Raw genomic sequence first — 5,502 nt, 5'->3', positions numbered from 1 at the left:
TGTTGGTGTGGTGGTGGTTTGAGAACTCAAGAGCGTGTTTGTGCTACTTATAGCTTTTTGATTGCCAGTCCGATGCCCGCCCGGCTGTTGTCGGGTACGTGGGAGCGTTGTGAGGGGTGTCGGGGTTTTTCGTGGGTTGGTTTCCTCCTTATGGAAGCTGGCCCGTCAATTATTGATGTGGGCTGTTTCGGCCTTCTTCATGGTTTTTTGTGGAGGGTTTGATTCTGGCTCAGGATGAACGCTGGCGGCGTGCTTAACACATGCAAGTCGAACGGGATCCGCCAAGCTTGCTTGGCGGTGAGAGTGGCGAACGGGTGAGTAATGCGTGACCAACCTGCCCCATGCTTCGGAATAGCTCCTGGAAACGGGTGGTAATGCCGGATGCTCCGCATCATCGCATGATGGTGCGGGAAAGGGTTTACCGGCATGGGATGGGGTCGCGTCCTATCAGCTTGTTGGCGGGGTGATGGCCTGCCAAGGCTTCGACGGGTAGCCGGCCTGAGAGGGCGACCGGCCACATTGGGACTGAGATACGGCCCAGACTCCTACGGGAGGCAGCAGTGGGGAATATTGCACAATGGGCGAAAGCCTGATGCAGCGACGCCGCGTGCGGGATGACGGCCTTCGGGTTGTAAACCGCTTTTGATTGGGAGCAAGCGAGAGTGAGTGTACCTTTCGAATAAGCACCGGCTAACTACGTGCCAGCAGCCGCGGTAATACGTAGGGTGCAAGCGTTATCCGGATTTATTGGGCGTAAAGAGCTCGTAGGCGGTTCGTCGCGTCTGGTGTGAAAGTCCATCGCTTAACGGTGGATCGGCGCCGGGTACGGGCGGACTGGAGTGCGGTAGGGGAGACTGGAATTCCCGGTGTAACGGTGGAATGTGTAGATATCGGGAAGAACACCGATGGCGAAGGCAGGTCTCTGGGCCGTCACTGACGCTGAGGAGCGAAAGCGTGGGGAGCGAACAGGATTAGATACCCTGGTAGTCCACGCCGTAAACGGTGGATGCTGGATGTGGGGCCCGTTCCACGGGTTCCGTGTCGGAGCTAACGCGTTAAGCATCCCGCCTGGGGAGTACGGCCGCAAGGCTAAAACTCAAAGAAATTGACGGGGGCCCGCACAAGCGGCGGAGCATGCGGATTAATTCGATGCAACGCGAAGAACCTTACCTGGGCTTGACATGTGCCGGACGGCCGCGGAGACGCGGCTTCCCTTCGGGGCCGGTTCACAGGTGGTGCATGGTCGTCGTCAGCTCGTGTCGTGAGATGTTGGGTCAAGTCCCGCAACGAGCGCAACCCTCGCCTCGTGTTGCCAGCGGGTCATGCCGGGAACTCACGGGGGACCGCCGGGGTTAACCCGGAGGAAGGTGGGGATGACGTCAGATCATCATGCCCCTTACGTCCAGGGCTTCACGCATGCTACAATGGCCGGTACAACGGGATGCGACATGGTGACATGGAGCGGATCCCTGAAAACCGGTCTCAGTTCGGATCGGAGCCTGCAACCCGGCTCCGTGAAGGCGGAGTCGCTAGTAATCGCGGATCAGCAACGCCGCGGTGAATGCGTTCCCGGGCCTTGTACACACCGCCCGTCAAGTCATGAAAGTGGGCAGCACCCGAAGCCGGTGGCCCAACCCGTTTGGGGGGGAGCCGTCTAAGGTGAGGTCCGCGATTGGGACTAAGTCGTAACAAGGTAGCCGTACCGGAAGGTGCGGCTGGATCACCTCCTTTCTACGGAGATATGAGTGAAATCCCCCGCCTGTTTATGGGTCGTGGGGTCGAGTCCATGGGTCCGGCCGGTTGGTCGGATGGTGTGGGCGTGCTGGCGTGGAACGGTCTTGAGGCTGTGGCATGGATGCGCTGTTGGGTTCCCGGACCGCCACCTTGTTTTGGGTGGTGTTCCTGCCGCCCGTCGGGTTCCTGCATGGGGTGTTGCCCTGTGGCGGGTCTTGGCGGCGCGCTGGTGGCTTGAGAACTGGATAGTGGACGCGAGCGGATGGCTGGCTTTTCTGGCTGGCTGTCTGCTGTATTGTTTCGTCCGAGCCTATTTTTTTGGTGGGTTCGGGTCGATCGTTTTGTGATCGTTTAGTGTGATGATTTGTCGTCTGGCAGTTCGCAGTTGTTGTTGTCGTGGCATGGCCTGTGGCCGTGTTGTCGGCAAGGGCGCATGGTGGATGCCTTGGCAGACAGGACCGATGAAGGACGCGTGGGGCCGCGATAGGCCTCGGGGAGCCGCCGACAGGGCTTTGATCCGAGGGTGTCCGAATGGGGTAACCCGCCGGCTGTTATGGGCCGGCACCGCATTCGTGCGGGGGGTACGCAGGGAAGTGAAACATCTCAGTACCTGCAGGAAAGGATATTCCGTGAGTAGTGGCGAGCGAAAGCGGATGATGGCCAAACCGGTGCCGTGTGATACCCGTCGGGGGTTGCGGCATGGGTGTTGTGGGACTTGGCGTCCGGGCTCCGACGGGCCCGGCGGCAGTGATAAAGCGGCGTGTGAGGCGAACGGGATTGAATTCCCGGCCGTAGAGGGTGATGGCCCCGTAGCCGAAGGCGCGCCGCCTGCCGGTTCTTGTTCCCAAGTAGCGCGGGACTCGTGGAATCCCGTGTGAATCGGCCCCGACCGTGGGGTAAGCCTGAATATTCCTGTCTGACCGATAGCGTACGAGTACCGTGAGGGAAAGGTGAAAAGCACCCCGGGAGGGGAGTGAAAGAGTTTCTGAAACCGTGTGCCTACAATCCGTCGGAGCCTTTCGGGGTGACGGCGTGCCTATCGAAAAATGAGTCTGCGAGTCAGTGGTGCGTGGCGAGGCTAACCCGTGTGGGGCAGCCGTAGCGAAAGCGAGTCCGATAAGGGCGTTCCAGTCGCGTGTCCTGGACCCGAAGCGGGATGATCTAGCCCTGGGCAGGTTGAAGCGCGGGTAAGACCGCGTGGAGGACCGAACGGACCTGGGTTGAAAACCGGGCCGATGACCTGGGGCTAGGGGTGAAAGGCCAATCAAATTCCGTGATAGCTGGTTCTCTCCGAAATGCATTTCGGTGCAGCGTCGCGTGAGTGCCTCCATGGGGTAGAGCTACTGGATGCTTGAGGGCCCGTATCGGGTACCGACAGCAGCCAAACTCCGAATACGTGCGAGGTGTATCGCGGCAGTGAGTCGGCGGGGGATAAGCTCCGTCGTCGAGAGGGAGACAGCCCAGATCGTCGTCTAAGGTCCCTAAGCGCGTGCTAAGTGGGAAAGGATGTGGAGTCGCATAGACAGCCAGGAGGTTGGCTCAGAAGCAGCCATCCTTGAAAGAGTGCGTAACAGCTCACTGGTCTAGTGGTTCCGCGCCGATAATGTAGCGGGGCTCAAGCACGCCACCGAAGACGCGGCAGCGCAGTTTGCTGTGCTGGGTAGGAGAGCGTTCCGCATGGGGCGAAGCGGCGGCGTGAGCCGGCCGTGGACCGTGTGGAAGTGAGAATGCAGACATGAGTAGCGAGAGGCGGGTGAGAATCCCGCCCGCTGGATGACCAAGGGTTCCGGGGCCACGTTCGTCGTCCCCGGGTGAGTCGGGTCCTAAGGCGAGGCCGACAGGCGTAGTCGAATGGATGAAGGAGTCGATATTCTCCTACCGGCGTCAAGCCGTCCAATCCAAGACGCGGAAGCGTGCCCTTACCTGCCTCGGAGGCTGGTCTTCGGACCTGCCGATGTGGTGGGACCGGCGTGTGGATGCGTGGCGGGTAGCGCAGGAGTGACACGGAACGGGAGCCGGGCCGCGGTGGTGGTTATCCGTGGTCAAGCATGCGGCGCGTCGGGCAGGCAAATCCGCCCGGCATGAGCGCGAGGTGTGATGATGGGGGGCCTTGTGCCCCGAATCCGGTGTGCCGTTCCGTCGAGAAAAGCTTCGGCGTGAGGAGTGGCGCCGCCCGTACCCTAAACCGACACTGGTGGTCAGGTAGAGTATACCAAAGCGATCGAGCGAATCCTGGTCAAGGAACTCGGCAAATCACTCCCGTGCCTTCGGTATAAGGGAGGCCCCTGCCGGTGAGGCGCCTTGCGCGCGGAGCCGGTGGGGGCGGCACAGACCAGGGGGTAGCGACTGTTTACCAAAAACACAGGTGCATGCGAAGACGTAAGTCGCTGTATATGCACTGACGCCTGCCCGGTGCCGGAAGGTTAAGAGGATCCGTCATCCCTCTTCGGAGGGGGCAGCGGTGAATTCAAGCCCCGGTAAACGGCGGTGGTAACTATAACCATCCTAAGGTAGCGAAATTCCTTGTCGGGTAAGTTCCGACCTGCACGAATGGCGTAACGACTTCCCCACTGTCTCGACCAGGAGCTCGGCGAAATTGCAGTACGAGTAAAGATGCTCGTTAAGCGCAGAAGGACGAAAAGACCCCGGGACCTTTACTATACCTTGGTATTGGCGTTAGGTGCGGACTGTGTAGCATAGGCGGGAGGCTTCGAAGCGGGTGCGCCAGCATCCGTGGAGCCGGAATGTGAAATACCGCTCTGTCCTCATCTGGCCTCTAACCTCGGCCGGTCATCCCGGCCAGGGACAGTGCCTGGCGGGTAGTTTAACTGGGGCGGTTGCCTCCCAAAGAGTAACGGAGGCGCCCAAGGGTTCCCTCAGCCCGGTTGGCAATCGGGTGTTGAGTGCAATCGCACAAGGGAGCTTGACTGCGAGACCGACGGGTCGAGCAGGGACGAAAGTCGGAGATAGTGATCCGGTGCCGGCGTACGGACGCGGCATCGCTCAACGGATAAAAGGTACCCCGGGGATAACAGGCTGATCATCCCCAAGAGTCCATATCGACGGGATGGTTTGGCACCTCGATGTCGGCTCGTCGCATCCTGGGGCTGGAGCAGGTCCCAAGGGTTCGGCCGTTCGCCGATTAAAGCGGCACGCGAGCTGGGTTCAGAACGTCGTGAGACAGTTTGGTCTCTATCCTCTGCGCTCGTTGGAATCTTGAGGAGCCCTGCCCATAGTACGAGAGGACCTGGGTGGACGAACCTCTGGTATGCCGGTTGTCGCGCCAGCGGCACGGCCGGTTGGCTACGTTCGGATGGGATAACCGCTGAAAGCATCTAAGCGGGAAGCCCCCTCCAAGATAAGGATTCCATGAAGCCTTGCGGCTTCTGAAGACCCCATGCAGAACACATGGTCGATAGACCGGACGTGGACACCCCGCAAGGGGCGGAGCCGACCGGCACTAATGGTCGAAGACAACACAACACCCGCCCCCGTGAGGGGCGGCGGCATCAACCCGACTGCGAAACACATGCCTGCGGCAATATGCACGAACACGCACAGGCGATCAGACAATCGGAACACGCGTCCACCATCCGGTCCCCAAGCCGCCAGGAGACCCCGACCCGGCAGGGTCGGAAGAATTGAAGATTCGCGGCGGTCATGGCCTGGGGGAGACGCCCGGTCCCATTCCGAACCCGGAAGCTAAGACCCAGCACGGCAATGGTACTGCACCCGGAAGAGTGTGGGAGAGTAGCACACCGCCGCCAC

At 60.5% G+C, this 5,502-nt stretch carries 3 rRNA genes; all 3 read left to right on the top strand.

Annotation, left to right across the window (positions count from 1 at the left end):
* Window positions 1–206 precede the first annotated feature (206 nt).
* The 3 genes from QRX41_RS08340 to rrf all read left to right on the top strand — a co-directional run bounded on the left by QRX41_RS08340 (window position 207) and on the right by rrf (window position 5,501).
* Window positions 207–1,731 (top strand): 16S ribosomal RNA (locus QRX41_RS08340).
* 416 nt (window positions 1,732–2,147) lie between these two features.
* A 23S ribosomal RNA gene (locus tag QRX41_RS08335) occupies window positions 2,148–5,217 on the top strand.
* Window positions 5,218–5,384: 167 nt separating this feature from the next.
* Window positions 5,385–5,501: ribosomal RNA gene (gene rrf / locus QRX41_RS08330) — 5S ribosomal RNA — on the top strand.
* The 16S, 23S and 5S rRNA genes sit together here, the layout of an rRNA operon.
* The last annotated feature ends 1 nt before the right edge of the window (window position 5,502 follow it).

The organism is Bifidobacterium kimbladii (genome assembly GCF_032193675.1).
GTDB classification, from domain to species: domain Bacteria; phylum Actinomycetota; class Actinomycetes; order Actinomycetales; family Bifidobacteriaceae; genus Bombiscardovia; species Bombiscardovia kimbladii.
This window is presented reverse-complemented; position numbering and strand designations above follow the sequence as displayed.